24 protein-coding genes and 1 pseudogene are annotated in these 24,840 nt (G+C 72.0%); 14 read left to right on the top strand and 11 right to left on the bottom strand.

Annotated elements, in window-relative coordinates:
* Positions 1–7 precede the first annotated feature (7 nt).
* The 3 genes from Aau02nite_RS42725 (at position 8) to Aau02nite_RS42715 (ending at position 3,744) form a co-directional block, all read left to right on the top strand.
* Entirely contained in the window at positions 8–1,957 is a 1,950-nt protein-coding gene (locus tag Aau02nite_RS42725) for an acetyl/propionyl/methylcrotonyl-CoA carboxylase subunit alpha (RefSeq protein ID WP_212994402.1), read from the top strand.
* The gene (locus tag Aau02nite_RS42720; protein ID WP_212994401.1) at positions 1,950–2,561 is read left to right on the top strand and encodes a TetR/AcrR family transcriptional regulator; all 612 of its coding nucleotides are present in this window, start codon (positions 1,950–1,952) and stop codon (positions 2,559–2,561) included. Before Aau02nite_RS42725 ends, Aau02nite_RS42720 begins: the two co-directional genes overlap by 8 nt.
* A gap of 67 nt (positions 2,562–2,628) precedes the next feature.
* On the top strand, positions 2,629–3,744 hold the full coding sequence (locus Aau02nite_RS42715; protein WP_212994400.1) for an SGNH/GDSL hydrolase family protein: 1,116 nt from the start codon (positions 2,629–2,631) through the stop codon (positions 3,742–3,744).
* 48 nt (positions 3,745–3,792) lie between these two features.
* On the opposite strand, the gene Aau02nite_RS42710 is transcribed toward Aau02nite_RS42715, so the two are convergent.
* From Aau02nite_RS42710 to Aau02nite_RS42700, 3 genes are all read right to left on the bottom strand, one after another.
* Positions 3,793–4,428 carry a CG0192-related protein gene (locus tag Aau02nite_RS42710; protein WP_212994399.1) on the bottom strand — a complete coding sequence of 212 codons (636 nt, stop codon included), beginning with the start codon at positions 4,426–4,428 and terminating at the stop codon, positions 3,793–3,795.
* 9 nt (positions 4,429–4,437) lie between these two features.
* Entirely contained in the window at positions 4,438–5,820 is a 1,383-nt protein-coding gene (locus tag Aau02nite_RS42705) for an NAD(P)/FAD-dependent oxidoreductase (RefSeq protein WP_212994398.1), read from the bottom strand.
* A 73-nt stretch (positions 5,821–5,893) separates the two neighbouring features.
* Complete coding sequence (locus Aau02nite_RS42700) at positions 5,894–7,108, bottom strand: cation diffusion facilitator family transporter (protein WP_246595864.1); 1,215 nt, start codon at positions 7,106–7,108, stop codon at positions 5,894–5,896.
* 103 nt (positions 7,109–7,211) lie between these two features.
* On the opposite strand from Aau02nite_RS42700, the gene Aau02nite_RS42695 reads away from it, so the two are divergent.
* The 6 genes from Aau02nite_RS42695 to Aau02nite_RS42670 all read left to right on the top strand — a co-directional run bounded on the left by Aau02nite_RS42695 (position 7,212) and on the right by Aau02nite_RS42670 (position 10,538).
* On the top strand, positions 7,212–7,613 hold the full coding sequence (locus Aau02nite_RS42695) for an ArsR/SmtB family transcription factor (RefSeq protein ID WP_246595863.1): 402 nt from the start codon (positions 7,212–7,214) through the stop codon (positions 7,611–7,613).
* Positions 7,614–7,807: 194 nt separating this feature from the next.
* Complete coding sequence (locus Aau02nite_RS42690) at positions 7,808–8,152, top strand: hypothetical protein (RefSeq protein WP_212994396.1); 345 nt, start codon at positions 7,808–7,810, stop codon at positions 8,150–8,152.
* Positions 8,149–8,592, top strand: coding sequence for a MerR family transcriptional regulator (locus tag Aau02nite_RS42685; RefSeq protein ID WP_212994395.1), 444 nt, complete (start codon positions 8,149–8,151; stop codon positions 8,590–8,592). Before Aau02nite_RS42690 ends, Aau02nite_RS42685 begins: the two co-directional genes overlap by 4 nt.
* Positions 8,593–8,813: 221 nt before the next feature.
* Positions 8,814–9,080: a hypothetical protein gene (locus Aau02nite_RS42680; protein WP_212994394.1), complete on the top strand. Its 267-nt coding sequence runs from the start codon at positions 8,814–8,816 to the stop codon at positions 9,078–9,080.
* A gap of 33 nt (positions 9,081–9,113) precedes the next feature.
* The gene (locus Aau02nite_RS42675) at positions 9,114–9,455 is read left to right on the top strand and encodes a YnfA family protein (RefSeq protein WP_212994393.1); all 342 of its coding nucleotides are present in this window, start codon (positions 9,114–9,116) and stop codon (positions 9,453–9,455) included.
* A gap of 81 nt (positions 9,456–9,536) precedes the next feature.
* Positions 9,537–10,538 carry a LacI family DNA-binding transcriptional regulator gene (locus tag Aau02nite_RS42670; protein ID WP_212994392.1) on the top strand — a complete coding sequence of 334 codons (1,002 nt, stop codon included), beginning with the start codon at positions 9,537–9,539 and terminating at the stop codon, positions 10,536–10,538.
* Here Aau02nite_RS42670 and Aau02nite_RS42665 read toward each other — a convergent pair.
* The gene (locus Aau02nite_RS42665) at positions 10,525–11,127 is read right to left on the bottom strand and encodes a hypothetical protein (protein WP_212994391.1); all 603 of its coding nucleotides are present in this window, start codon (positions 11,125–11,127) and stop codon (positions 10,525–10,527) included. The two genes, Aau02nite_RS42670 and Aau02nite_RS42665, sit on opposite strands and share 14 nt — an antisense overlap.
* The gene (locus Aau02nite_RS42660; protein WP_212994390.1) at positions 11,124–12,032 is read right to left on the bottom strand and encodes an ABC transporter ATP-binding protein; all 909 of its coding nucleotides are present in this window, start codon (positions 12,030–12,032) and stop codon (positions 11,124–11,126) included. Before Aau02nite_RS42660 ends, Aau02nite_RS42665 begins: the two co-directional genes overlap by 4 nt.
* Before the next feature lie 123 nt (positions 12,033–12,155).
* Here Aau02nite_RS42660 and Aau02nite_RS42655 point away from each other — a divergent pair, with 123 nt between their 5' ends.
* Positions 12,156–13,409, top strand: coding sequence for a PP2C family protein-serine/threonine phosphatase (locus tag Aau02nite_RS42655; RefSeq protein WP_212994389.1), 1,254 nt, complete (start codon positions 12,156–12,158; stop codon positions 13,407–13,409).
* A complete protein-coding gene (locus Aau02nite_RS42650; protein ID WP_212994388.1) occupies positions 13,406–13,765 on the top strand; it encodes an STAS domain-containing protein in 360 nt (119 codons plus the stop codon). The genes Aau02nite_RS42655 and Aau02nite_RS42650 overlap by 4 nt, the downstream gene beginning before the upstream one ends.
* Positions 13,766–13,775: 10 nt before the next feature.
* Here Aau02nite_RS42650 and Aau02nite_RS42645 read toward each other — a convergent pair whose 3' ends face one another.
* Positions 13,776–14,153 (bottom strand): hypothetical protein, encoded by a 378-nt coding sequence (locus tag Aau02nite_RS42645; RefSeq protein WP_212994431.1) that lies wholly within the window; start codon positions 14,151–14,153, stop codon positions 13,776–13,778.
* On the opposite strand from Aau02nite_RS42645, the gene Aau02nite_RS47605 reads away from it, so the two are divergent.
* Complete coding sequence (locus Aau02nite_RS47605; RefSeq protein ID WP_212994387.1) at positions 14,034–14,507, top strand: beta-galactosidase small subunit-related protein; 474 nt, start codon at positions 14,034–14,036, stop codon at positions 14,505–14,507. The genes Aau02nite_RS42645 and Aau02nite_RS47605 overlap by 120 nt on opposite strands.
* 400 nt (positions 14,508–14,907) lie before the next feature.
* Positions 14,908–15,579 (top strand): lytic polysaccharide monooxygenase auxiliary activity family 9 protein, encoded by a 672-nt coding sequence (locus tag Aau02nite_RS42635; RefSeq protein WP_212994386.1) that lies wholly within the window; start codon positions 14,908–14,910, stop codon positions 15,577–15,579.
* Between the two features lie 66 nt (positions 15,580–15,645).
* Here the strand turns inward: Aau02nite_RS42635 and Aau02nite_RS42630 are convergent, their stop codons facing one another.
* The 5 genes and pseudogenes from Aau02nite_RS42630 to Aau02nite_RS42610 form a co-directional block, all read right to left on the bottom strand.
* Complete coding sequence (locus Aau02nite_RS42630; protein ID WP_212994385.1) at positions 15,646–16,623, bottom strand: hypothetical protein; 978 nt, start codon at positions 16,621–16,623, stop codon at positions 15,646–15,648.
* Between the two features lie 290 nt (positions 16,624–16,913).
* Positions 16,914–17,963: pseudogene (locus Aau02nite_RS42625) on the bottom strand (OmpL47-type beta-barrel domain-containing protein); the annotation flags it as partial.
* Positions 17,964–18,124: 161 nt separating this feature from the next.
* Positions 18,125–22,042 (bottom strand): ThuA domain-containing protein, encoded by a 3,918-nt coding sequence (locus Aau02nite_RS42620; RefSeq protein WP_212994383.1) that lies wholly within the window; start codon positions 22,040–22,042, stop codon positions 18,125–18,127.
* Between the two features lie 18 nt (positions 22,043–22,060).
* Positions 22,061–23,059 (bottom strand): multicopper oxidase domain-containing protein, encoded by a 999-nt coding sequence (locus Aau02nite_RS42615; protein ID WP_212994382.1) that lies wholly within the window; start codon positions 23,057–23,059, stop codon positions 22,061–22,063.
* 360 nt (positions 23,060–23,419) lie between these two features.
* Positions 23,420–23,617, bottom strand: coding sequence for a hypothetical protein (locus tag Aau02nite_RS42610; protein WP_212994381.1), 198 nt, complete (start codon positions 23,615–23,617; stop codon positions 23,420–23,422).
* Positions 23,618–23,722: 105 nt separating this feature from the next.
* Between Aau02nite_RS42610 and Aau02nite_RS42605 the strand changes: the two genes are divergently transcribed.
* A complete protein-coding gene (locus Aau02nite_RS42605) occupies positions 23,723–24,838 on the top strand; it encodes a hypothetical protein (protein WP_212994380.1) in 1,116 nt (371 codons plus the stop codon).
* Positions 24,839–24,840 lie beyond the last annotated feature (2 nt).

Here is a 24,840-nt window from a genome sequence, read left to right as displayed (position 1 = left end):
GAGCACTATGACCATCAACGCCGTCCTGGTCGCCAACCGCGGGGAGATCGCCCGGCGGATCTTCACCACCTGCCGCCGGCGGGGCATCACCACCGTCGCCGTCTTCTCCGATCCCGACGCCGACAGCCCGCACGTGCGCGAGGCGGACAGCGCCGTACGCCTGCCCGGCTCCACGCCGGCCGACACGTACCTGCGCGGTGACCTCATCATCGCGGCGGCCGTCCGGGCCGGCGCCGACGCGATCCACCCCGGCTACGGGTTCCTCGCCGAGAACGCCGGTTTCGCCCGCGCGGTCCAGGACGCCGGGCTGACCTGGATCGGCCCGGACCCGGCGGCGATCGAGGTGATGGGCTCCAAGATCGAGTCCAAGCGCCGGATGGCGGCGGCCGGCCTGAGCGTGCTCGACCTGCTCGATCCGGACGCCGTCACCGAGGCCGAACTGCCCGTCCTGGTCAAGGCGTCGGCCGGCGGCGGCGGGCGCGGCATGCGGATCGTGCGCACCCTGGCCGAGCTGCCCGCGGCTGTCGCGTCCGCGGCGCGGGAGGCCGGTGCCGCGTTCGGCGATCCCACCGTCTTCTGCGAGCGCTACCTGGACGAGGGGCACCACGTCGAGGTGCAGATCATGGCCGACGCCCACGGCACCGTCTGGGCGCTGGGCGAACGGGAGTGCTCGCTGCAGCGCCGGCACCAGAAGGTGATCGAGGAGGCGCCCGCGCCGCTGGTCGAGCGGATCGGCGGTGACCTGCGCGAACGCCTGCTCGCGGCGGGCCGGAAGGCCGCAGCCGCGGTCGACTACCGCGGCGCGGGGACGGTGGAGTTCATCGCCGCCGCCAACGGCGACTTCTGGTTCCTGGAGATGAACACCCGCCTGCAGGTCGAGCACCCGGTGACCGAGTGCGTCACCGGCACCGACCTGGTCGGCCTGCAACTCGACGTCGCCGCGGGCCACCGGCTCAGCGGTGCGGAGCCGGCGATGACCGGCTACGCCGTCGAGGCCCGCCTGTACGCCGAGAGCCCCGCCGACGACTGGCGCCCGGAGACCGGCACCGTGGTCACCTTCGACGCCCCCGGCGTGACGGCCCGCTTCGAGCGCGCCGGGCTGGACGGCATCCGCCTCGACTCCGGAGTGGTGGACGGCAGCGTGGTCGGCACCCACTACGACGGGATGCTGGCGAAGGTCATCGCGTACGCGTCAACCCGTGAGGCCGCGGCCCGGCAGCTCGCCGCCGCCCTGCGCCGCGCCCGCGTGCACGGGGTGGCCACCAACCGGGACCTGCTGGTCGCCAGCCTGCTGCACCCGCAGTTCCTGGCCGGCACCGCCGGGACCGGCTTCTACACCGACCATCCGCCGGCCGCGCTGACCGCCGGCACCGGGCTGGACCCGGCCCTCGGCGCCCTGGTCGCCGCACTGTCCGACGCCGCGCTGGTGCCGCTGCTGGCCCGCGGCTTCCGCAACATCCCGGTCGGCTACCGCAGCCGTCGCTACGCCGTCGGCGACACCGAGATCGAGGTGCGGTACCGCTTCGGCCGCGACGGCCTGGAGGTGCCCGGCCGGGACGACGTCGTGCTGGTGGACGCGACGGCTGACGCGGTGGTGCTCGACCTCGACGGGGTCCGCCGCCGGTGGACGGTGGGACGCTTTGCCGATCGGGTGGTCGTCGACGGGCCTCAGGGCTCGCTGGAGCTGCGCCGGGTGCCGCGTTTCACCGACCCGTCGGCCCAGCTGCCGGCCGGCGCCCTGGTGGCGCCGATGCCCGGCACGGTGGTGCGCACGGACGTCCGGATCGGTGAGGCCGTCGTGGCCGGGCAGGCGCTGATCTGGCTGGAAGCGATGAAGATGGAGCACGTGGTGCGCGCCCCGGCGGACGGCACGGTGACGGAGCTGCCGGTCCCGGTCGGCCGTCAGGTCAGCCAGGGCACGCCGCTGGCGGTGGTGGCGGCGGCCGGGGATGGCTGACGACTCCGCGCCCAAGCAGGACCGCTCGCGGGAGACGCGCCGGCGCTTGCTGGAGACGACCATCCGGAGCCTGGCCCGGCACGGGTGGGAGGTCTCGACGGTGGCCTTCATCGCGGCCGAGGCCGGGATCAGCCGCGGGGCCGTGCAGCACCACTTCCGGACCCGGGAGGCGCTCATCCTGGCCGCGCTGGAGGCCATGTTCGAGGAGCGGGCGGCGCTGCTCGACGCGCTGCCCGACCCCGGGGGTTCGAGCCCCGACCGGGTGCATGCGGTGGTGACCGGCCTGGTCGACGCGATCGGCGGTGAGCTGTTCCGGGCCGCGTTGCAGGTGTGGACCGTGGCCGCCGCCGACCCCGAGCTGCGGGCCGCGGTGGTCCCGCTGGAGCGGCACTTCGCCCGCGGCGTGCACCGGCGGGCCGTACGGCTGCTCCGGGTGGACGACAGCGACCCGGCTGTCCGGGGTCTCATCCAGGCCACCCTCGACCTGGCCCGGGGCCTGGCCCTGGCCGACGTCCTCACCGACGACTCCCGGCGCCGGGCCCGGGTCGTCCGCGCGTGGTCGGACCAGCTGGCGGCTGCCCTGAGCGTGAGCCGCTCATCTTGACGACCGTCGATGCCTTGACACCCGGACGGGGCTGAGCTGGGCTGGTCCGGACAGGGAGGTGTCGACGATGACAGCATCCACCACCAGGCTCCCGCGCCTGATCACCGCCACCGTGGCGACGTTCGGCGTCGCGACCCTCATGACCGGCTCGGCCGTCGCGGCCGACCGCCCGGCCACCTGGACCGGCACCTGGAGCACCGCCGTGACCGGCGCGGCGACCCCGCCGATGCCGCAGACCGTGTTCGAGAACCAGACCCTGCGCCAGATCGTGCACACCAGCATCGCGGGCCGGTCGCTGCGGGTGCGGCTGTCCAACGAGTACGGCACCGAGCCGCTGGTGATCGGTGAAGCGCGCATCGCCCGCAGCGCCGGTGGTTCTCAGCTCCTGCCCGGAACCGACCGCAGGCTCACCTTCGGCGGGCGGTCCTCGTTCAGCGTCCCGCCCGGCGCCCCCGCGCTGAGCGATCCGGTGACGCTACCCGTACCGGCGCTGTCCGATCTCGTCGTGAGCATCCACCTGCCGCAGCGCACCGCCGCCGACCACCGCTGGCCGGACTTCCTGGCCCGCCGGCTGCAGGCGCAGGCCCCGCTGCGGCACCTCGGCGCGCTCAACAAGGGCATCGGCGGCAACCGGCTGCTGCACGACGGCAACACGGTGGCCGGCACCCCGTTCTCCGGCATCGGGCCGCTCTTCGGCGACAGCGCGCTGAGCCGCTTCGACCGTGACGTGCTCGCCCAGCCGGGTGCCCGGGCCGTGATCGTGCTGCTCGGCATCAACGACATCGGCCAGCCGACGTCGCTGGCCCCGCCGTCCGAGACGGTGACCGCCGAGGAGATCATCAACGGGCACCGGCAACTGATCGCCCGGGCCCACGAACGGGGCCTGCGGATCATCGGCGCCACCCTGACGCCGTTCCAGGACACCACGATCGCCGGCTACTACAGCGCGGAGAACGAGGCCAAGCGCGCCGCGGTCAACCGGTGGATCCGCACCGGCGGCGAGTACGACGGCGTGATCGACTTCGACCGGGCCGTCCGCGACCCGGCCCAGCCGCTGCGCCTGCTCCCGCGCCACGACAGCGGCGACCACCTGCACCCCAACGACGCCGGGATGCAGGCCATGGCGGACGCGATCCCGCTGCGCCTGCTACAGCTGACCGGGGACCGGGTGGTGGCTCAGTAGCCGCCCGCGATCACCGGGCCCGGCCGGGTCCTCCGCATCGGTCGCCGGTCACTGCGCCGGGGTGGCGTAAGCCAGCGGCACGGGCAGCGGCTCGTCGCCCCAGGTGCCGGTCAGCACCGGGCCGGTGACCCGCTGGCTGGTGCCGAGGTGGCGCAGCACGGCCAGTTCCACCTCGTCCGTCACGATCACCGTGGGGTCCTCGTCGACGACCCGGTGCACGGTGCCGGTGGCCGGGACCGGGGCATCCCCGGTCCCGCTGCCGCTGACGGTCATGGCCGGCGCCCGGGTCTCGCGCCGGCCGTCGACCTCGAAGTACTCCTCGGCCTGGGTGCCGCCGGCATGGATCACCCGGGCCAGCTCCGCGGCGTAGACCGGGTCACCGCAGGCGTCGTAGACCCAGCGGCGGCCCAGCGCGGAGTGCTCGGTCGTGCCGATCAGCCACTGCTCGGCGCCGTCCAGGGGTGCGTCGCGGTACGTCAGCGGGACCTGCAGGACCGGCCCGTCACCGGCGCGGACCAGCATCGTCTCCAGGCCCACTCGGCCGGCCGGGTCGTCGAAACGGAAGGCCGCGACCCGGACCACCTCGGCCTCCAGCGGGCCGGCGAACCACGCTCGGCCGGGCAGCCAGCCGGCCAGCAGCTCGAGCTTGGACGGGGTCAGATTCGCACGGTGCAGCAGAGCCATCCGCCGAATCTAGAGGATGGGTCGCCGGGCCGCAGCGCTGCCCACCGCCTTCCGGTCACGGCGGGCCGCGCGGAGGACTCTGACGACCATGGCCGGCCGCAGCAGCGCGGACCCCGGCTCCAGCAGGTGCTGCACCCGGACGACGGTCCTGATGACCTCCGGCGAGACATGGAGGGCCCGGAAGATCCGCCGCTGGTACCAGTGCGTCAGGGCCAGGCCCCGCGGCCTGGGACCCTCCGTCCCGGGATAGACGAAGTCGGTCGCGGCGGCCATGTCCCAGGCGACGGCGATCACCTTCGCGCTGCGGCGGTAGAAGTCGCGCGCCATCACCACGCCCGGGGTGCGGTGCCGATCGAGACTCTCCCCCAGCGTGACCGCCTCCAGCGCGGCGACCGTCATGCCGTGGCCGTACACGGGGTTGAAGCTGCACAGCGCGTCACCCATGGCCACGTAGCCCGCCGGGATCCGGCGCAGCCGTTCGAAGTGGCGGCGCCGGCTGGCCGGATAGGTGTAGGCGACCGGATCGGTCAGCGGCTCGCCGGTGCGCAGCAACTGCGCGATCGTGCCGTCCGGCAGGTCATCGGCGAACCGCCGGAAACCCTCGGGGTCGGTCGGCGCCTGCTCACCGTGGAAGCCGCCGAGGGTGACGAGCCACCGGCCGCCCTCCACGGAGAAGGCGGCGCCGTAGCGGCACTGCTCGGGCGGGGTCTCGGCCACCACGATCATCCCGGATCCGGGCAGGCAGTCGGGCTGGCCGCGGACGAGCTGGGTCGTGTAGTGCACGCGTACGGTGATCACCGACTCCGCCGGGACGGGGAAGTCCAGCTCCCGCAGCCAGCGGTCGGAGCGGCTGCCGCGCCCGCTGGCATCGACCACCAGCTCGGCCGCGAGCTCACGGCCGTCGGCCAGCGTCACTCCGGACACCCGCTCACCGGACCGGCCGACGAGACCGGCCACCGCGGTGTCGTCGAGAACGCGTACCCCCGGCAGCGCCCGCACCCGCCGCTGCACGCAGCTCTCCAGCAGCGGCCGGCTCACGGCGAGCATGGTGACGCCGCTGTCCACCCGGACGCGGTACCCGTCGAGCTGCCAGACGTACGCGTCGCGGGCCACGTCGATCCACCGCGCCCCGAGCCCGACGAGTTCGTCGGTCAGCCCGGGGAACAGCTTCTCCAGGGCGTCCCGCCCGACCGCGAGCAGGGCGTGCGGGTGGGCGCTCTGCGGCACGCCCCGGCGGCTCTCCGGTCCGGACGGCAGGTGGTCGCGGTCGACCACCGTCACCCGGGCGAACCGGTCGGCCAGCACCCGCGCGGCGGCCAGGCCGGCCATGCCGGCCCCGATGACCACGGCGTCGCCGGTAGATCCCCGCTCGGCTACAGCTTCGTCCCCCACGTCCCGATCGTGGCACTGCCGCCGGTCCGGGTCCTGTCCGGAATCCGTCAGTGCACGATCCGTCACCGTCAGGTCAGTTCCGGGCCGGCGCGGCGAGGCGGTCGCGGCGGTGGTGGGACAGGTCGGTGTGGTGACTGTCGCCCGGGTGGCTGGCCGGATCCACGTGCACGGTCGCGCCGGTCAGCCGCGGAACCTGATGGGTCAGCTGATGCTCGGCGTCCGCCGCGATCTCGTGCGCGGCCAGCAGGCTCAGGTCCGCGTCCACCACCACGGCCGCCTCCGCGTGCATCCGGTGCCCGATCCAGCGCAGCCGTAGCCCCGACACGTCCCGGATGCCCGGGACCGCCCGCAGCGACTGCTCGGCCTTGTCCACGAGCTCCGGATCCACCCGGTCCATCAGCCGGCGGTAGACCTCCCGGGCCGCGTCCTTGAGCACGAACGCGATCGCCGCCGTGATCACCAGGCCGACGGCCGGGTCGGCCCAGCGCCAGCCGAGCCAGGCACCGGCGGCGGCAAGGACGACCGCGAGCGAGGTGAAGCCGTCGGTGCGCGCGTGCAGCCCGTCGGCGACCAGCGCCGCGGACCCGATGCGCCGGCCCACCCCGATCCGGTACCGGGCGACGAGCTCGTTGCCGAGGAAGCCGATCACGCCGGCGGCCAGCACCCACGGCAGGTGCGTCATGGTCTGGGGATGCACCAGCCGGTGGACGGCGGTCCAGCCGGCGGCGATCGCCGAAGCGGCGATCACCAGGACGATGACGATGCCGGCCAGATCCTCGGCCCGGCCGAAACCATAGGTGTACGCCCGGGTGGCGGCCCGGCGGCCGAGCAGAAAAGCAATACCCAGAGGTACGGCAGTGAGCGCATCGGCGACGTTGTGCAGGGTGTCGCCGAGCAACGCGACGGAGCCGGACAGCACAACGACGACGGCCTGCAGGGCCGCGGTGACGCCGAGCGCCACCAGGGAGATCCACAGTGCACGGAGACCTTCACGGGAGGACTCGAGCGCGGAATCAACCTTGTCGGCGCTGTCGTGCGAATGCGGCGTGATCCGGTGACGCAGCCGCTCCCACCAACCGTGGTGATGGCCGTCGTTGTCGTGGCTGTCGTGGTGCCCGTGTTCGTCGTGGCGATCGTGGTGGCGGCGGTCGCCGAAGCCGTCGTCGTGGCCATCGTGATGGCCGTCGTCGTGATGGCCGTCGTCGTGATGGCCGTCGTCGTGATGGCCGCCGCCGTAGTGCCCGTCGTTGTGGCGGCTCTGGGCGTGGCTGTGCTCATGGTCGGCCATCACGGATCCTCGCCCCCTGGTCCTCGGTGTATCCCCTGGATAATATGTGCTCATGTACGCACGCGACAACGGTGCAACTGCCAGTGACCTGCAGGAACCACTGGTGAGCGACTCCGTGATCGAGGCCGCGACGATCACCCTGGGGATGCTGGCCGACGCCACGAGATTGCGCCTGATGGCCGCCCTGGTCGAAGCAGAGAGCGACGTGACCGCGCTGACCCGCGCGGTGGGAGCAGCGCGCCCCGCCGTGTCGCAACACCTCGGCAAGCTCCGCCTCGCCGGCCTGGTCCAAGCCCGCCGCGACGGCCGCCGCTCGGTGTACGCAGTCACAGACCCACACGTCCGCCGCCTCGTGCTCGAAGCCCTGCGGACGGCCGAACACCGGGTCACCGACCGCCCCGCCCACCACGCTCCCGCCCCGCGTCCCGCGCCCGCCCCGTCTCCCGGACCCCCCTCTACCCCCGCTCCCGCCCCCACTCCCACTTCCAACCGCACGCCCACCTAGACGTCCGCTCCGCCCCGCCGTCGCTCCTTCCCCCTCCCGCGCGCCCGCCCCATTCCCGCGTCTGCGCGAGCCCCCCAACCCCACACCGCACCGCACCGCACCGCACCGCACCGCACCGCACCGCACCGCACCGAGACTGGTCGCCGCCGCTTCGACTTGCATCCGGTACCCAGGTACGGGTTTACCGTCGGACCATGACCGCAGAACAGCAGGTGTGGGTGCCCGAGGCGTGCACCCTGCCCACCGTCGACCAGCCGCTGCGGCTGGCCGAGTTCGACGAGCTCTTCGCCACCGCGCTGCGTGATCAGCGGCGGCTGTCGCCCACCGTGCTGCGGTGGCGGCTCGACCCGGCCGCCGAGCCGGTTGCCCGCGACCTCACCGCCCGGGAGAGCTCGTGCTGCGCGTTCTTCACGTTCACCTTCACCACATCAGGTGAAGGTGAGCAGGAAGCCGTGAACCTCGACATCCAGGTGCCGCCCGCTCAGGTCGCCGTACTGGATGCGCTGGCCGGCCGGGCAGTCGCCGGGATGGCAACGTGAGCGCCCTGCGCAGCAGCGAGGTCGCCGCTGCGGCTGGGGTGAACCTGCAGACGCTGCGCTACTACGAACGCCGAGGTCTGCTCGCCGAGCCGGACCGTAGCCTCGGCGGGCACCGGATGTACCCGCCCGAGGCCGTCACCGTGCTGCGGGTGATCAAGGCGGCGCAACGACTCGGCTTCACCCTCGAGGAGATCACCGACCTGCTGGAGAGCGGCCGGCACCGGCACGGACGGGCCGCTGACGCCGGGTTGCAGGCCCGGGCGCAGGCCAAGCTCGCCGAGGTGGAGGCGAAGATCAGCGACCTGCGGATCATCGCCGACACCCTGCGCGCCGCGGTCGACGCCGGCTGCGACGACCTGGTGACCTGCGCGGCCCAGCCCTGCTGCCCGATCCCGTTCGCCACCATCGCGACCGCAGGCCCTGACGCCGACCCACGCTGAACGGTGCCGACCCGCCACCACCGATCCGGGCAGTGGCCTCAATCCCGATCCGCGCCGTTGGTGCCCGCCGGCTTCCTCCCCCACCGCGACAGGAACCCCGAATGCCGATCCACGCTGACCGCACCCACCGGCTTCCCCCACCACCGCGACAGGAGCCTCCAATGCCGATCATCAACGCCGGCGCCCGCCAATATTCGCCACCATCGCGACAGAACCGCCGGATGCCGACCCTTGTCAACCGCGCCCGCCGGCTGCTGCCCTCCGGCCTGACCAGCCTCGCCGGCCTTGCGTGCGCGGCCTGCTGCGCCATCCCGCTCCTGCTGACCGCCGGGCTGATCTCCGGCGCGACCTGGGCCGTAGCCGCGGCCTGGATGCCGGGCATCGCCGTCACCCTCGCGGCCCTCGCGGGCGCCGCCTGGTGGTGGACCGCCCGCGGGCGCCACCGCGCCGGTTGTACCGGCGACAGCTGCTCCTGCGCGACCACGTGACGGCCACCCCGGGGTACGGATAACGTGCCGAAGGTGATCATTATCCGCTCGTTGCTGCTCTTCGTCCTGGCGGCGCTCGCCGAGATCGGCGGTGCCTGGCTCATCTGGCAGGGCTGGCGCGAGCACCGCGGCCTGTGGTGGATAGCGGCCGGCGTCATCGCTCTCGGGGCGTACGGTTTCGTCGCCTGCCTCCAGCCGGACGCCAACTTCGGGCGGATCCTGGCCGCCTACGGCGGCGTCTTCGTCGCCGGCTCGCTCGCCTGGGGCATGGTGGTGGACGGCTTCCGCCCGGACCGCTGGGACCTCATCGGCGCCGGCATCTGCCTGCTCGGCGTCGCCGTGATCATGTACGCCCCGCGCAGCGCCGCCGGCTGAGCGCCCGCCCGGCCCCTCAGAAAGCAGATCCGGCCGCTAAATGGGTCCACGGCCGCGGGACAACCCTCCTATAGTTGCCCGATGTCATCGAAAAGACCGACTTTGGCCGATGTCGCCGCCGAGGCCGGCGTGTCCAAAGCAGCGGTCTCCCGGGTCATCAACGACGCCCCCGGTGTGTCGCCGCAGACCCGTGAGCACGTCCGGCAGGTGATCGCCCGGCTCGGCTACCGGCCCGATCCGGTGGCCCGGGCGCTGGCCTCCGGCCACGGTGACGTGGTCGAGCTGATCGTCGTCGACGACGCCGCGGTCTTCGGCAACAGCCCGTACTACGGCCGGGTGACCGCCGGGATCCTGCAGGAGCTGGCCGGCACCAACGCCCAGCTGCGCGTCCACGTGGTCGAGAAGCCCGACACAGCCGCGCTGCTGGACCGGATCGCCGCCACGGTGAGCCTGGGGGTCATCCTCATCAACGTGACGCCGGCGCTCGCCGCGGAGTTCTATGCGCGCTGCGACCGGGTGGTGTCGATGGGCCCGTCCGCCCCGGGCATCCCGTTCGTCGATGTGGAGAACGCCGACGGGGCGTACGCGGCGATCCGGCATCTGCACGAGAGCGGCCGCCGGCGGATCGCCGCCCTGCACGGGCAGGCGGGTAATCCCTGCGCCGACGGCCGGCGTGAGGGGCACCGGCGGGCCGTCCGCGATCTCGGGCTGCCCGACATCTCGGTGATCGGCAAGTTCCGCCGCGAGGCCGGCTACGACATGACCCGGCGCCTGCTGGGCGAGGAACCGGAGCTGGATGCGATCTTCGCCGGTTGCGACCTGATGGCCACCGGCGCGATGCAGGCATTGGCCGATGCCGGCCGGCGGGTGCCGCAGGACGTCGCCGTGGTGGGCTTCGACGACAGCGTCATCGCCGCGTGCAGCACGCCGCCGATGTCGTCGGTCCAGCAGCCGGTCGAGCTGATGGCGGCCGCGGCCACCCGCGCGCTGGTGGAACGCCGGCCCGATCCGTACTGGCGCTGTGTCTTCCCCGCGGCCCTGCAGGTGCGCGGGAGTTCCGCGCCGGTGGTCAGTCTCCGTTGAGGTCGCGGCGGATCGCGAAGGCGGCACCGATGATCGTCGCCAGCGTCCAGCCCAGCAGGATCAGCAGCTTCTGCCGGTCGCCGGACGCCGCGTCCAGATAGGCGGAGAACGGCAGCGGCTCCTGCAGTTTGCCGTACATGGCCTCGACGAAGACGATCCACGCCACGAAGCCGATGAACAGCATGGTGGCGCTGCGCGCGATGGCCGCCGCGGCGGCGCCCAGCACCGCCATGATCGGCGCGACCAGCAGGGTGATCAGGTAGCGCTCGCGGTTGCCCTGGATGAGCACGATGAGGCCGCTGACGGCGGTGAAGCCGGAACCGACGATCACGGTGGTGACCAGCTGCGCGAGCAGGACCCGGACCCGTCGGGGCCGGGCCAGATAGAGGAGTACGGCGGTACGGTGCTGAAAGTGCTGGGAGACGCCGATGACCCCGAAGCCGAACGCGCCCACGCCCGCGAGCAGCGCCCAGAAGTCGCTGCCGATCATGCCGAGCACCGTGCCCAGGCAGGTGAAGATCGCCAGCGACAGCGCGCTGGACCGGATCGTCGCCAGGCGGTACAGCTCGCTGCGCACCACCGCGGTCATCGGACGGGCTCCTCGGTGACGGCGGGTGCCGGGGCGCTGACCAGGCCGAGGAAGATCTGTTCGAGGTTGGGGGCGTCGGTGGCCAGCTCGTAGATCGGTACCTGGGCGTCGAAGGCGATGTCCCCCGCGTCCTCCGCCGTCAGCCCGGTCACCTCGAGGGCGTGCCCGTCGGTGTCGACCTGCGCCCCGGCCTCCTCGAACACGCGCCACAGCAGTTGCGGGTCGCGGCCGCGGATCCGGAGCCGCGACGACGCCGAGCCGTACAGCTCCTCCAGCGGCGCCGCGTAGCGCACGGTGCCGTCCGCGATGATGACGACGTCGTCGATGAGCTGGGCCAGCTCGGCCAGCAGGTGGCTGGAGATCAGCACCGTGCCGCCGTTGCGGGCGTGCTCGCGCAGCAGCTCACGCAGCCAGGCGATGCCCTCGGGGTCGAGCCCGTTGGCCGGCTCGTCCAGGATCAGCACCGACGGGTCCCCGAGCAGGGCGGTCGCCACCGCGAGCCGCTGGCGCATGCCGAGCGAGTAGTCCCCGCAGCGCTGTTCGGCGGCGTCGTCGAGGCCCACCTGCGCCAGCAGCGGGTCGATCCGGGCCCGGTCGGCTCCGGTGAGCAACGCCTGCGTCGTCAGGTGGGTCCGGCCGCTCTGCCCGGGATGGCTGATGCCCTGCTCCAGCACGGCACCGACCTGCCGGGCCGGGTGGCGCAGCTCCCGGTACGGCGCCTTGTTGATCAGCGCGACGCCGGACGTCGGCCGGGTCAGGCCCAGCAGCATCCGCAGCGTCGTGGTCTTGCCGGAGCCGTTGAGCCCGAGGAAGCCGGTCACCCGCCCGGGCACGGCGGAGAACGTCACGTCGTCGACGGCACGGACCCGCCCGTAGGACTTGGTCAACCCGATCACTTCGATCATCGCGCGCCATCATGGCAGGCGCTGTCATCGACAGGTAGAGATCGGCCACCGGACACGCGGACCCCAGCTGGGCCGGGCGGCAACGTCCGGCGGGCCCGCCGGAGGGGATCTACGCTGGTGCGCATGGGTGAGCCGGAACAACTGCGGTGGTTCACGGCGCTGCGGACGATTCTGGACCGTTCGCATCTGTGGACACCCGAGGACGTACCCCTGTCGCTCAATGCCGCGGTCGCTCCGCTCGGCCTGCGGGTCCGGGTCTGGCTGGTCGACTACGAGCAGGTCGCGCTGCGGGCCCTGGTCGAGCCCGGCGGGGAGAGCCCGGATCCGGTGCCGGTCGACGGCTCGCTGCCGGGCCGCGCCTTCGCCCGGATCGAGTCGATGGCGGGCCTCGGCCGCGACGGCGTACGCCGGTGGTGGGTGCCGATGCTGGACGGCACCGACCGGCTCGGCATGATCGAGTTCCTGGTGTCCGGGAAGACGGACGCCGATCAGCAGGAGTTCGTCCGGCACTGCGAAATGCTCGCCGGCCTCGTCGGGCATCTCGTCGCCACCATCTCCCGGCGCGGCGACCACATCGACCGCACCCGGCGGACGCAGCCCATGTCGACGGCGTCGGAGCTGCTGGGGCGCATCCTTCCGCCGCTGACCTCCAGCACCGACCGCGTGGCCCTGAGCGCCATCCTGCAGCCGTGCTACGAGGTCGGTGGCGACGGTTTCGACTATGCCCTCGACGACACCACGGCGAAGCTGGTGATCCTGGACGCGGTCGGCCGTGGCCTGCGGGCCGGTCTGGCCTGCGCGGTCGCCCTCGCCGCGATCCGGACCACCCGCAACGCCGGCGGTGACCTGGCCGAGCAGGCGAGTGCAGCGGACGCCGCCCTGACCGGGCAGTTCCCGGACACCCGCTTCGCCACCGCGGTCCTCGCCGAGCTGGACCTGGACTCCGGGCGGCTGCGCTTCGTCAATGCCGGGCATCCCCCGCCCCTGTTGTTGCGCGGCGGCAAGCTCGTGCGGGAGCTCAAAGCGACGGGTCGCATGCCGCTGGGCATCACGGACCCCTCCGGTGAGGTGGCCGAGCACATCCTCGAGCCGGAGGACCGGCTGCTGCTCTACACCGACGGTGTCACCGAGGCCCGGACCGCGGACGGCGACCGGTTCGGGCTCGGCCGCCTCGTCGACCTGGCCGAGCAGCACGAACGCGCCGGCCTGCCGGCCCCGGAGACCCTGCGCCGGCTCGCGCACGCCGTCGTCGACCACCAGTCCGGCCCGCCCGCCGACGACGCCACCCTGATGCTGGTGCAATGGTCCACGCCGGCGGCCCTGAACACGGTGGCGCGAGCCGGACAGGCGACGCGAGAGGACGATACCCGGTCATGACGGAGCAGATTCTGACGGTCAGCGCGACCACCGAGGGCCCGGTCACGGTGTTGTCCGCCGCCGGGGAGATCGACCATGACAGCCGGCAGTCCCTCGAGGACGCCGCCGAAGCGGCCCTCCAGGACGGGTCCCGGTCGCTCGTGCTCGACCTGGGCGCGGTGGCCTTCTGCGACTCCGGTGGCCTGAGCCTCTTCGTCGACCTGCACAAGAGGACGACCACGCGCGGCGGGCGGCTGCATCTGGCGAGCGTGCAGCCCGCGGTGACCGCGGTGCTGCTGGCCACCAACCTGGACCGTCTCCTGCCGGTGCACGCCACGGTCGGCGAAGCGGTGGCGGCTGCCCGGCCCACCGGCTGACCGCCGGCTCTCAGCCGGACAGCTGGGCGGCGGCGGCGTGGGCCTGCGCGAGGTGGCGGGTCACCTCGCGCAGCGCTTCGTGGGCGGACCCTAGATGCCCCGCTGCCCGGCGGGCCTCCTCGCTGTCGTGCCCGGTGGCGGCGATGCGGTCACCGGTCTGCTCCAGCGTCAGGTGCAGGTGGTGGGTGATCTCGTGCAGGGCGCCGATCAGGCGGGCAGTGTCGGCGGTCGCGGGCAGCGCGGCCGGGGCCGACCACGGCTGCGTCGCGTGGTTGAGATAGCGGATCAGCGCGCTCACCCCGTCGGCGACGGTCCGGAGGGCCTCCGCGCTGATCTCCTGACCGCGCAGAGCGGCGACAGCGGCGGACACCGGGCTATCGATAGTCATCGGCGCTCCTCGACATCGCGGATCCCGGCTGCCGCGCCCGCTGCCGCTCGGGATCGGGGCCTGCGCATACCCCGGTCCCGGACCTTCAAACGGCGCCTGCACATCACCGGGCGCCCGGCGTTCGAGCTGACCGTGCGGCGCTGGACCAGTGCGGACCTGGCCGCGGCGAGGCACCCGTACGAGCTGCGGCCGTCCAGCCTGGTCCACATCAACGTGGACCTGGGGCAGAACGGGCCCGGCTCCGCGTCCTGCGGTCCGGGCGTGCTCCCGCAGTACCGTCTGGCCGCCGACCGGGGATACACCTTCGGGATGGAGTTCCGCAGCCTCGGCGCGGCCCGTCCGGTCACCCGGTGATCCGGCGCCGGCCGCCTTACTTCGGCTCGTCGGCACCGCCACCCGATCCGTCAGGTACGCGACGTTGCCGTGGGAAGCCTGCCCTTTCCCGGCCGCCGCCGTGATCAGCGCCAGTGCACGTGCCTGGAACTCGGGGTCGTCGTCGGAGTGCTGGGCGGGTTCATCATCCGGCGTCGCTGCGCGGGAGTCGACCCGCTCGGGCCGAGCTCCATTCGGGCCATACCGCTGCCAAGGTGCACCAGTCGCCACCAACCGGCATCATGGATGGGAGCGCTCCCACATTGATTTCAGATACCGGAAGTTATTGGCGGATATTTCGGCCTTGTTACGGAACTTGCCTTGCGGGCTGGTCGGCCGCGCTTTACATTGATGACGGTCAATGTCCAATTTGGGAGGCTTGATGTTCACAACCCGTTCACGGCGTTCGTGGGTGCTCCGCGCTCTGGCTGTCGGCGCGACTGCCGCCGCGCTGGTGTCCACGGCGCTCGCCGCTCCGGCTTCGGCGCACGGTTCCGTGGTCGACCCGCCGTCGCGCAACTACGGGTGTCTCGAGCGCTGGGGCAGCAAGCACCTGGCGCCGGAGATGGAGACGCAGGATCCGATGTGTTACCAGGCGTGGCGGGCCGACCCCAACGCCATGTGGAACTGGAACGGTCTGTACCGGGAGAACGTCGGCGGCAACCACCAGGCCGTGGTCCCGGACGGTCAGCTCTGCAGCGGCGGGCGTACCCAGAGCGGGCGCTACGCGGCGATGGACGCGGTCGGCAACTGGACCGCGGCCGAGAAGAGCAACCAGTTCACGCTGAATCTGAAGGACGAGGCCCGGCACGGCGCCGACTACCTGCGGATCTACATCACCCGGCAGGGCTTCAACCCGCTCACGCAGCCGCTGACCTGGAGCAGCCTGGAACTGGTGACGCAGACCGGCCGGATCGCCCCGGCCGGTAACTACACGGCACAGGTCAACGCCGGCTCCCGCACCGGGCGCCACGTGGTCTACACCATCTGGCAGGCCAGCCACCTCGACCAGCCGTACTACATCTGCAGCGACGTGAACTTCAGCGGTCGCTGACAATCCGGCCGGGCCGGCCCCGCGGTGCGGTGGGGCCGGCCCGGTGCGGTTCGTTCCGCGTACCGCTCAGAGTCCGGCGTCTCCCGCGGCTACCGCCTCCTGGACCGCCGACGACCTGCGCACCTCGGCGCGTTGTTCGCCCTTCGCCTCGCGCTCCTGGACGCTGCGCTTGGCCGAGACCCGCGCCGTCGCCGCTGCCTGGTCCCCCGCGACGCCGCCGCGGATCCGGTTGTTCGCCGCCACCTTGGCCGCCGGCGTGTTGGACGTGGTGGTCAGCTGCCCGTCAATGATGTTGTCGTCGACGTTCACTCCGCCCGTGGTGTTGGTGACGCTGACGTCGCGGCCGAAGTAGCCGCCCGAGGCACACCCGTCGAGCGTGCCGTTCGGGCCCAGCTGCACCCCACCGAGGTTGCCCGCGAACGTGGTCCGGCCCCGGACCGCGCTGCCGCACACCACACTTCCGGTCGCGCTGTTCAGCACCGACAGCGTGCCGTCGACGAAGGTGTCGTGCACGTCGGTGTAGTAGCTGCCGGTCGTGCTGACGTTGCCGGTCACGTCCGTGTTCCGGTCGAGCCGGATCTCGCCCGCGCTCGCGGTCACCGTGCCGTCGATGGCCGCGTTCTCCGCGAACAGGAAGCTGTCGTTGGTCGCGGATCCCTTGGGCCGTACCGTGACCGAGCCGGTTCCGGTGTCCTTGAGGAACACGCCGTAACCGCCGGAGGCCAGGTCGATCCCGCCGCCGACGGTGGTGGTGCCGGCATCCAGGTAACCGTCCGCGGCGATGAGGATCTCGCCGCTGATCCGGCCGCCGGTCACGACGAGGTTCGCGCCCGCGGCCACGCTGACGTTGCCGGTGATGGTCGTGCCGGTCAACGCGCACGACTGACCGGCCGGCACCAGCAGGTCGTTCGGCACGGTGACCGCGCCGCCGGTGCCGACGCAGTGGGTGACCAGATCGGCGCTGGCGCTGGTGGGGGCGATCGTCAGCGCCGCGGCGGTGACGACGGCAGTGACGGTGGCCAGCTTCGCGGCGGTACGTCTCATCGCTGTACTCCCTTGACGACGTCGGAGCGGGCCGCGGCCCGCACGATGGTTCCCTGCTGGCGGGCGGTGAGCTTGCCCGCGGCGACCAGCGGCGCCGTGACCGTCTCGACGTGCCGGACGAACGCGGCGTGGGTCGGATAGCTCGCGTGCTCGGCGATCAGGTCGTTGATCGTGCAGCCGTTGCCGGTGTCGGCGTTGGCGATCCCGGTGTCCTGGTCGCCGATGATCACCGTGGCGCGGGTGTCCGGGACCGGGCAGTCGCCGGTGGTGGGCGGCACGACCGTGAAGGTCACTGACTTCTCCGCCGCGGCGTTCCCGGCCACGTCGGTGGCGCGGTAGCGCAGGGTGTGCGCGCCCGGTGCCCGGACGGCGACCGCTGACGTGTACGCCGTCCAGGCGCCCGAGTCGAGTGCGTACTCGATCGAGGCGACCCCCGATCCGGCATCCGTGGCCGTGACCGTCACGACCGCGCTGCCGTCCGCCTCGGTACGCACCGCGGCCGAGGTGACCGGCGGCGTGGTGTCCGGAACCGGCGCCGCGACCACGGTGAAGCTCACCATCTGCTCGGCCGAGGTGTTGCCGGCGACGTCGGTGGCCCGGAAGTGCACCATGTGCGACCCGGCCGTGCCGACCACAACCGGCGCCGTGTACGCCGCGAAGGCACCACCGTCCACGTTGTACTCGATGGTCTTCACCCCCGACTCCGCGTCGGTCGCGGTGAGGGTGACCGTGGCCTTGCCGACGTACTGGCCGGCGGTGTTCCGGTCACCGGTGACCTGGGACGTGACCACCGGTGGGGTCGTGTCCTCCCCCGGCCCCGGCTCGACCACGGTGAAGGCGACCGAGCCGACCGCCGAGACGTTGCCCGCCTTGTCGGTGGCCCGGAACTGCACCGAGTGGTCACCGATCGCGGTCACCCGCACCGGAGCCGTGTACGGCGTCCAGCTCGTGTCGTCGACCTGGTACTCGACCGTGTCCACACCCGACCCCGCATCGGAGGCGGAGACCGTCACCGTCGCGCTGCCCAGGTAGTCACCGGCGGCGTCCCGCTCCCCCGAGACCTGCGCCGAGACCGTGGGGGCGGTGGTGTCCCCGCCTCCGCCGCCGTCGGTGACGACGAGTTCGCCGGCCATCGCGGTGTGCCCGGGGATCGAGCAGAAGTAGCGGTACTTGCCCGGGGTCAGGGTGACGGTCGCCTGGTGCCGGCCGTTGTTCGTGTCGAAGGGGCTGGCCAGGATGTTCAGGTTCACATCATGGTTGTAACCCTCGGTGGTGGTGTCGAAGGTGAGCGTGTGCGGCATGCCGGTGGTGTTGCCGGTGGCCGCGCTGTTCTCGAAGACGATCGTCGTCGGCCCGGGCGTCGCCGAGGCGGGCGCCGACTTGTAGCGGGTGATGTCGTCGTCGGCCGTCCAGGTCAGCGTCCCCGCGGCGGCGGCCGGAGAGACCGCCACCGGGGACACCACGAGCAGGAGGCCGAGCAGCGCCACCTTGAAGAAGCGGATCATAGGGGCCTCACCCGGATGTTCTGGAAGTCCATCAGGTCGGTGTCGCTGTGGTTCTGCAGCCCGATGAAGCCGCTGGTGAACTGCCGCAGATCGGTCGGCGGGTCACCGGCGCGGGAGGACTGCTTGCCGGGCGTGTTGTCGAACTCGTTGATGACCACGCCGTTGCGCAGGATCGTGTAGTGCTGGCCCACGACGCGGACCTCGTAGGTGTTCCAGACGTTCTTCGCGGTGACCCGGGCGTCGGCGAGCGTCACCGGGTCGAAGTTGTAGATCGAGCCGGTCTTCTGCGGTTCGCCGGTGTCGCCGTCGTAGAGCTGGATCTCGTGCCCGCAGTAGATGGCCACCCAGGCCTGCGAGGTCCGGGCCGAGCCCGTGGTGCCGCAACTGCCCGGCGGGCGCTCGTCGAGCGGGATGCGCGGATCCGGGAACCGGGTGAAGACGCCGCTGTTGGCGCGGGCCGTACCCGGTGCCACGTCACGGAACTGCAGCTTCAGGGAGAAGTCGCCGAACGGTTTGGTGTACCAGAGCATGCCCAGCCCGCCGCTGGCCCGCAGGGACCCGTCCGGCTGGATGGTGAACTGACCGCTGGGCGCCTGCTCCCAGCCGAGCAGCGACTGGGCGGTGCCGTCGTACAGCGGCTCGTAGCCCTTGTGCCCGGGCCGGCCGACGGCCGATCCGGCCGCCGCGCGGGTCAGGGCGCCCGCTTCGCGGCCGGTGAGCCCGAGCGTACGGGTGACCGCGGTGACGTGCCGCACGAAGCTGTCGTGGTCCGCCCAGCTGCTCTCGTCGTCGATCAGGTCGTTGATGGTGCAGCCCTCACCGACCGTCCGGTTCGGGACCCCGGTGTCGGTCTGATCCACCCACACCGTGGTGCGGGTGTCCGGCGTCGCGCAGCCGACCGTCACAGCGGTCTGCGTCGTCACGGTCTCACCGCCGGCGTACGTGACCGTGAGCTTGGCGGTGTACTTGCCGACCTTGGCGTAGGTGTGGCGCGGGTCGGCCTCGGTCGAGGTGCCGCCGTCACCGAACTCCCAGCGGTACGACAGTCCGCCGGACCGGGAGCCGGTGAACGCGATGGTCAGCGGCTTGTTCTGCACGGCGACCGAGGAAGCGGTGGGTGCCGGGGTCGGCGCGCCGCCCTGGTAGGTGATCCTGATCAGCTTCTGGTTGGCATGCAGGCTGAAGAAGCCGCCGCCGTAGTCCAGCAGGTACAGCGCACCGTCCGGGCCGAACTTGGCGTCCATCCAGCTCTGCAGCCGGGTGTCGCCGTTGCCGCCCGGGATGATGGACCGCAGCGACTCACCGAAGACCGGCGGCGCCTGCCGCGGGACCCCGGCCGGGTCCACGGTGACCGCGACGCGGTTCGCCGCGTTGGACTGGTCCCCGATGAACCACTTGTCGTCCCAGTACTGCGGCCAGGCCACGCCGCTGGCGGTGTCCACCAGGTCGCGGTGGTACGTCGGACCGGACATGATCGCCTGCCCGCCGCCGCGCAGGTACGGCTGGGTGTAGGTGGCGTCGGCCTTGACGTAGGTGGGGATGCCGCTGCCGTCGGCGCGGGCCGGGAAGACCGGTCCGCCGCCGTCGGGCGCGTACCAGATCATGTTGTCGCGGGCCGGCGGGATGTCGGTCAGCCCGGTGTTGCGCGGCGACTCGTTCTTGAGGTTGTCGCAGTCGTACCAGCCGGTCAGGACGGTGGCGTCGGTGCTGCTGCGGTCCCGGTACGGCTGCTTGTCGCCCATGCAGTACGGCCAGCCCTGGTTGCCCGCCGAGGTGATGATCGTGGCGGTCTCGTACTTGGCCGGGCCCAGCGTGGGGCTGGGCGCCGCGGCGTCGGGGCCGACCCAGCCGGCGGTCAGCCACTGCCGTTCCGGGTCGATCGCGAGCCGGGCGATGTTGCGCACGCCCATCACGTAGATCTCCGGGCGGGTCTTGGCCGTGCCGGGCGGGAACAGGTTCCCGGCCGGGATCGTGTACGTACCGTCGGCCTCCGGGTGGATCCGGATGATCTTGCCGGCGAGGTCGTTGGTGTTACCGGACGTCCGGCGGGCGTCCTGGAACGAGACGCCCTGGTACTCGGCGGTCCAGTTGTTGCCGGAGTAGCCGCTCGAGCCCTCCGACGAGTTGTTGTCGCCCGAACCGACGTACAGGTTGCCCTGCTTGTCGAAAGCCATGCCGCCGCCGGCGTGGCAGCAGCTGTGGATCTGCACCGGGAACTGCAGCAGGTCCTTGCGGCTCGCCTGGTCGATGGTCTGGGTCGCCTTGTCGTAGGTCAGCCGCGAGATGGTCCGCTGACCGATCCGCTTCTCCCGGTCGATGGAGTCGTGCGGCATCCAGTAGACGTAGAGCCAGCCGTTGGTCGCGAAGGCGGGGTCGGGCACGATGCCGAGCAGACCCTCCTCGTTCTTGACCAGCTCGGAGCCGCTGCCCCGGTTGCCCATCACCGGCAGTGTGGTGAGCAGCTTGACCTGCTTGCTCTTCGGGTCGTACGAGTGGATGGTGCCGCAGCCCAGGCCGACCTTGGGGTCGGCCCAGTCGACCACCGGCCCGGTCGGGCAGGCGGCCTTGCCGACGTAGAAGACGGTGCCGTCGTCGGCGATGGTCAGCCCGTGCGGCTCGCCGATCTGGTCGAGCTCGCCGGTCTTGTTGGCCGCGGTGAGCCGTTCGACCTTGTAGTTGGCGGCGATGGTGGCCTGGCAGTCACCGCGTTCGACGCCGGTGGTCCAGCGCAGGGCGCCGGCCAGGTGGGTGCGGAACGCGGACTCGCCGTAGCTGCCCTCGGTGTGGCCCATGCCGGTGTAGAAGGAACGGCCGCCGTCGTAGTCGCGGCACCACGAGACCGGGTGGAACGGGCCGTTCGCGCTCGGACCGGGGTCGTAGAAGCGTTCCTCGACCTGCGCCACCGTGTGCACGGTGCCGACCGGGTTGGGATCCCAGTTGTACCAGCGGTCGGCGCGCTTGACGGTCGTCGGCAGACTCTTCGTCGCCGGGTGGTGCCTGTCCAGGATGTCCACGACCGCCTCGTTGACGCCCGGCGGCTGAGGTGCCGTCGTCGCGCCGGTGAACAGCCGCAGCTCGGCCAGCTGGATCAGCGGTTCGCCGCCGTTGGCGGTGATGTTCAGGCGGTAGTGCTTGTACTCGGCCGCGCCGGTGACCTCGAACCTGCGCATCACGAAACGGTCCGGGAACGTCTGCCCGGCCCGTTTGTCCACATCGGACCAGGTCGTGCCGTCGGTGGAGCCCTGCAGGGTCCAGTCCTTCGGGTCCCGTCCGACGAAGTCGTTGGCGGAGGTGAGCGAGTATCCGGTGACGGCGGTGGGCTTGTTCAGCTCGTAGGCGACCCAGGCGGTCGGGGTCCGCACCAGCCACTTCGTGTTGGCGTCACCGTCGTTCAGCTTCTCCTTGGATTCGTTGGGCGCGTTCTCCCCGCTCGCGGTCACCTTGGCGACCGGCTCGGCGACCGGGACGCTGCCCGCGGGCCGGGTGCCGATCAGTCCGGTGAACCAGGCCGAGTCCAGCTGCGCGCTCGCGGCGTCGCCGATGCCGACGAAACCGTTGCCCGCCTTCACGTAGCTCTGCAGGGCTGCTTCCTGGGGCCGGCTCAGCGTGGCCCCCGCGGCGGACAGGAACACCACCGCGCGGTAGCGGGCCAGCGTGGCGGGTGTGAACGTCGCCGGGTCGGTGGTCGCGGTGACGGTGATGCCGTCCGCCTGCCCGAGCTCCTTGATCGCCTGGGCCGCGCGGGCCACCGGGTCCTGCTGTTCGGCGACCGGCCCGTGGAAGACCAGCACCTCCACCGCCGCGGCCGCGGCCTTCGCCGGTGCGGCGGAAGCCACGGTCGCGGTCGCGGGCACCAGGCCCACCATGAGCACGGCCACAGCCAGTGCCCGTCGCAGGAGTAGTCCTCGTCTCATCCCAAGCCCCCTTGCTCGTCAGCCGTGCTGCGCTGTGTGGACGTGACCCTGAAAGCGATGGATGGCCTCCTCGGCACCGGGTGGCATGCTCCCGTCGGCGTTGCGGACCAGGAAGATCCCGGCCATCCCGCCGTCGGAGTGGAACTGCACGTGGCAGTGGTACATCCAGGCGCCGGGCCCGACCCCCTCGCCCGCCAGCACCTGGAAACCGAAGGAGCTGCCCGGGTTGAGGTCCTTGTTGTCGATGACCTGGCTCGGATCCGCGGGGCCCTCGAGCATGCCGGTGCGGTTGTCGGCCCACCGGTGCGCGTGCAGATGGAACGTGTGGAAGGTGCCGCCGTGCCCGATGGCCAGCCACTCGACGCGCTGGCCGAGATTCGCCTCGAACATCGGCGTGTTCGGCGCCATCCGGTTGTTGATCATCATGTCGTTGAAGACCACGGTGAACTGCTTCTCGGGCAGGATGTCGCCCCGGCGCCGGACGACCAGGGCGCCGTACAGTCCCTTGGCGACCCCGCCGGTGCCGTGCTCGGTGCCCATCGCATGGTCGTGGTAGTGCCAGTAGCCGGCGCTGCCGGGCATGAACCGGCGGCCCTCGGCGGCGAACATCTCCCGCGACCGCCACACGTAGGTGCGCGTCTCCCCCGGCTTGTTGAAGGACGCGTTGAACGGGCTGCCGTCGGAATCGGTGCTGTAGTCGACGCCGTGCGGGTGGATGGACAGCCGCTGGTCAGTGGTGTTGACCAGGGTGATCTCGAGGGTGTCGCCCTCCCACATCTCCAGCACCGGACCCGGCACGGTGGCCTTGCCGGGGGCGAGCCCGTAGCCGAAGAGCCCGCCCGGCAGCGCCTCCGCATAGATGGTGACCTTGCGGGTGGCACCGGCCGCGGCCCGGGCCGGCTCGGGGCGCAGCGCAGCCGTGACCCCGGCCGCGGAGGTCAGGCCCAGGGCACCCCCGACGACCAGCGAACGCCGGGAGAAGTTCTGCCGAGGCCAGCTGACAACGTTGTCTTCCATGCGTCTCGTCCACCTGTTCACGACCGGTCGATGGGTGCAGAAGATCGAGAAATGTCTACCGTGGAGCCACCGCTTTCCGCGGCAACCGGGATGACTTTCGTCAGATGACAGCAATCTATGTATGCCATCGACGAAAGTAAAGGTTACAAACTAGAAAGTCCGGATCCGGCGGGGCGGTTGATCACCGCACGGAAACACGCCGGAAATCTTCCCGGGCCCTCATCCACGCAGGTGGGAACGGCCGATCGGGAAGGCGTTGAAGACTGTCACGAGCACGTCGGGGACAGCCGGAGAGGCGCGGACCGCAGGTCTTCCTCCGTGGATCGACCGGGCCCGCGCCGGTTCAGAAGCCGGGCGGTCTCAGGTGTTGCGGACCCGGTTGTCCAGCGGCGCCGGCTGACTGGTCCACCACTCCTCCGGGACCTCCGCGTACAGCTCAGCGGCGATCGCCCGCAGGTGCGCCTCGATCGGCTGTCCCTTGTGCGCGTCGGCGAGCCCGCTCAGGCGTACCTGCCACTGCGCGATCTTCTCCACGTTGACACTGACCTGGTAGTCCATGCGTCCACCCTAGAACTGGGCCGGCGCTGCCACGCCGGTTCCGACCCCCGGGCACCCGGACGGGTGCCCCTCGCGGCGGCATCCGGGCTGATAGCGTCGCCGGGCATGAACCGGCGTGGATTCCTGACCGTCGCGGCCGGAGTGCCGCTCGCCGCCGCGGGCCTCACCACCTCGCCAGCGTTCGCTGCTGCCGTGCCGCCGCGGGGACGCGTCACCGGTCTGCTGGTCCGCGATCCGCTGCTGGTCCGCGACGTGAGTGCGGGCCGGCTGCGCGGGTTCGTCCAGCCGCTCACCTGGGCCGAGGCCCAGCCCGAGCCGGGCGGCGACCTGAGCGGCGCGGCGCTGCTCAAGCTGCGGGCGGCGACCGATCTCGCCCGCGAGCGCGGGTATCAGCGGCTCAAGCTGCGCCTGCTGGCCGGCTGGCAGTCCCCCGGCTGGGCGCTCGCGCTCGGCGGCGGGCCGATGCGCGACTGGGAGGACCCGGGCGCGGTCGAGCCCGACCGGTACGACGTGCCGGTGTGGTGGGCGGAGGAGTTCCTGGCCGCGTACAACGCTTTCCTGCCCGAGCTGGCCGCCGCACTGGGGGACGAGCCGCTCTGGGGAGAGGTGACCGTGTCCGGCACCTGCACGGTCTTCGCCGAGCCGTGCATCAAGCAGCTCGGCGTGGCGGCCAACCGGGACCAGGCGCTCGCCAACGGGTACACCGCCGCGGCTGACCGGGCGGCGCTGGAGACAGTGATCGCCGCGCACCACGACGCGTTCTCGCCCATGGGCATCACCTCCTCGGTGGCGTACAACCCGTGGCAGTTCATCGACCCCGCCACCGGCCGGATGGCGACCGACGCGGCGGTCACCGTGGAGCTCATGGATCACCAGCGGGCCACCATGGGAACGTCCGGCGTCTGGGAGAACAACTCGCTGATCGCCCGCCGGACCGACGGCGGGCTGGAGCAGGCCCGCCCCGACTACCAGGGCATGTACGACCACATGATCGCCGGCGCCGCCGCGGGACACCCGATCCAGTTCCAGACCGCCACCCTCGCCAAGATCCAGGCCGCCGGCGGCACCGCCGAGGCCACCGCCTCCTGGGTCGCCGAGCACGGCGGCATCTCGGTCGAGCTGCCACGCGGCTGGGAGCAGGACACCGCCGCGATCGGGGTGGCCCGCGCCTGCGAGCTCAACCAGCAGATGGCGGTGAACGCCGCCGCCACGCTCGGCTGACC

Source organism: Actinoplanes auranticolor (genome assembly GCF_018332655.1).
GTDB classification, from domain to species: Bacteria; Actinomycetota; Actinomycetes; order Mycobacteriales; family Micromonosporaceae; genus Actinoplanes; species Actinoplanes auranticolor.
This window is presented reverse-complemented; position numbering and strand designations above follow the sequence as displayed.